Raw genomic sequence first — 2,967 nt, 5'->3', positions numbered from 1 at the left:
CCGGTGCCCCGCTCCCCGCCTCGCACGGCGGCGGACCGGGGCACCGGCCGTACCCGGCCCCGGCGTCCCGGCCGCCGGAAGCCGTCGGGCCCCGACTGGCCCCGACCGGGCCGGGTGCCCCGACCGCCGGAAGCCGCCGGCTGTACCCGGCCCCGGCGCCCCGACCGCTGGAAGCCACCGGTCCCGACTGGCCCCGGCGCCCCGACCCGCCGGAGGCTGCCTGCCCCGACCGTGCCCGGCCTGCCGGTCGCTCGAAGCTCGTCGGCCGCGTCAGGATCGTGTCAAAAGGGGCCGGTCAGGGGCCCGAGCGGCTGTCCGGGCCGCTGTTCGGCCGTAAGGTCGTCCGACGGTCGGAACAGGCGGACATATGACAATGGGACCCATGGGACGCGGCAGGCTACGGATCTATCTCGGCGCGGCGCCGGGCGTCGGCAAGACCTACGCGATGCTCGCCGAGGCCCACCGGCGGGTCGAGCGCGGCACCGACTGCGTGGTCGCCTGTGCGGCCCACCACGACCGCCCCCGCACCCTCGCGGCACTGGCGGGCCTGGAGCGCGTACCGGCCCGCCAGACCGGCCCCGGCGGGGCCCCTGGAGCCTCTGCGGCCGGTACGGAGGACTCCCGCGCCGACATGGACGTGGACGCCGTGCTCGCCCGCCGCCCCGCCGTCGCCCTGGTGGACGACCTCGCCCACACCAACGCCCCCGGCGCCCGCAACGCCAAGCGCTGGCGGGACGTCGAGGAACTCCTCGCCGCCGGCATCGAGGTGATCTCCACCGTCAACATCCAGCACCTGGAGTCCCTCGGCGACGTCGTCGAGTCCATCACCGGCGTACGCGAACCGGACACCGTGCCCGACGAGGTGGTGCGCCGCGCCGACCAGATCGAACTCGTCGACATGTCGCCCCAGGCGCTGCGCCGCCGCCTCGCGCACGGCAACGTCTACCGCCCCGACGAGGTCGACGCCGCCCTCTCCAACTACTTCCGCCCCGGCAACCTCACCGCCCTGCGGGAGCTGGCCCTGCTGTGGACCGCCGACCGGGTCGACGAGTACCTCCAGCAGTACCGCGGCGAGCACGGCATCCGCTCCACCTGGCAGGCCCGCGAGCGGATCGTCGTCGGCCTCACCGGCGGCCCCGAGGGCCGCACCCTGATCCGGCGCGCAGCCCGGATGGCCGCCAAGGGCTCCGGCAGCGAGATCCTCGCCGTCCACATCGCCCGCAGCGACGGCCTCACCTCAGCCTCGCCGAAGGAACTGGCCGTCCAGCGCACCCTGGTCGAGGACCTCGGCGGATCGTTCCACCACGTCGTCGGCGACGACGTGCCGCACGCCCTGCTGGAGTTCGCCCGCGGCGTCAACGCCACCCAGGTCGTGCTCGGCTCCAGCCGCCGCAGGACCTGGCAGTACGTGCTCGGGCCCGGCGTCGGCGCCACCGTCGCCCGCGACTCCGGCACCGACCTCGACGTGCACATCGTCACCCACGAGGAGGTCGCCCGCGGCCGCGGACTGCCGGTCGCCCGCGGCAGGGCGCTGGGCCGCAACCGGGTGCTGTGGGGCTGGCTCACCGGCGTCGCCGGACCCGCGCTGCTCACCCTGCTGCTCTCGCACACCGGCGCCGACCTCGGCCTCGCCAACGACATGCTGCTGTTCCTGTCCATGACCGTCGCCTCGGCGCTCCTCGGCGGCCTCGCCCCCTCCCTGGCCTCCGCCGCCTTCGGCTCGCTGCTGCTCAACTGGTTCTTCGCCCCGCCGCTCTACCGCTTCACGGTCGCCGACCCCAAGAACGTCGTCGCCCTCGCCGTCTTCTTCGGCGTCGCGGTCGCCGTCGCCTCCGTGGTGGACCTCGCCGCCCGGCGCACCCAGCAGGCCGCCCGGCTGCGCGCCGAGTCCCAGGTGCTGTCCTACCTCGCCGGCAGCGTGCTGCGGGTCGGCGTCCCCCAGGCCGCGCCCGGCGGCGAGAGCGCCCTGGAGGCACTGCTGGAACGCGTCCGCGAGACCTTCTCCATGGAGTCCGCCGCCCTCCTGGAGCGGGCCGGCGACACCGAGCCGTGGACCAGCGCGGGGCGGGTCGGGCCCCGCCCCGTCGACCGCCCCGAGGACGCCGACGTGGACGTCCCCGTCGGCGACCACCTCGCCCTCGCCCTGTCCGGACGGGTGCTGCCCGCCGAGGACCGCCGGGTGCTCGGCGCGTTCGCCGCCCAGGCCGCCGTCGTGCTGGACCGGCAGAAGCTGGTCGACCAGGCCGAGGAGGCCCGCAAGCTCGCCGAGGGCAACCGCATCCGCACCGCGCTGCTCGCCGCCGTCAGCCACGACCTGCGCACCCCGCTGGCCGGCATCAAGGCCGCCGTCTCCTCGCTGCGCTCCGACGACGTCGAGTGGTCCGAGGAGGACCAGGCCGAGCTGCTCGCCGGCATCGAGGCGGGCGCCGACCGCCTGGACCACCTGGTCGGCAACCTCCTCGACATGTCCCGCCTTCAGACCGGCACCGTCACCCCGCTGCTGCGCCCCACCGACCTGGACGAGGTGGTGCCGATGGCGCTCGGCGGCGTCCCCGACGGCAGCGCCGACCTCGACATCCCCGAGACCCTGCCCATGGTGGAGGTCGATCGGGGCCTGCTGGAGCGGGCCGTCGCCAACGTCGTCGAGAACGCCGTCAAGTACAGCCCCGGCGCAGCCCCCGTCCTGGTCTCCGCCAGCGCGCTCGCCCAGCGCGTCGAGCTGCGGGTGGTCGACCGCGGACCGGGCGTCCCCGACGAGGCCAAGGAGCGCATCTTCGAACCCTTCCAGCGCTTCGGGGACGCCCCGCGCGGCGCCGGGGTGGGCCTGGGCCTGGCCGTCGCCCGCGGCTTCGCCGAGGCCATGGGCGGCACCCTGGCCGCCGAGGACACCCCCGGCGGCGGCCTGACCATGGTCCTCACCCTGCGCGCCGTGCCCCCGGCCGCGCCGCCGCCGGGGGTGTCCTCGGC

At 76.0% G+C, this 2,967-nt stretch carries 1 protein-coding gene; it reads left to right on the top strand.

The window, feature by feature from the left end:
• Positions 1 to 382: 382 nt before the first annotated feature.
• A partial coding sequence (locus C6N75_RS02045; RefSeq protein ID WP_105867100.1) for a DUF4118 domain-containing protein occupies positions 383 to 2,967 on the top strand: 2,585 nt, incomplete at its 3' end.

The sequence above is a fragment of the Streptomyces solincola genome, assembly GCF_002982015.1.
GTDB lineage: Bacteria > Actinomycetota > Actinomycetes > Streptomycetales > Streptomycetaceae > Streptomyces > Streptomyces solincola.
This window is presented reverse-complemented; position numbering and strand designations above follow the sequence as displayed.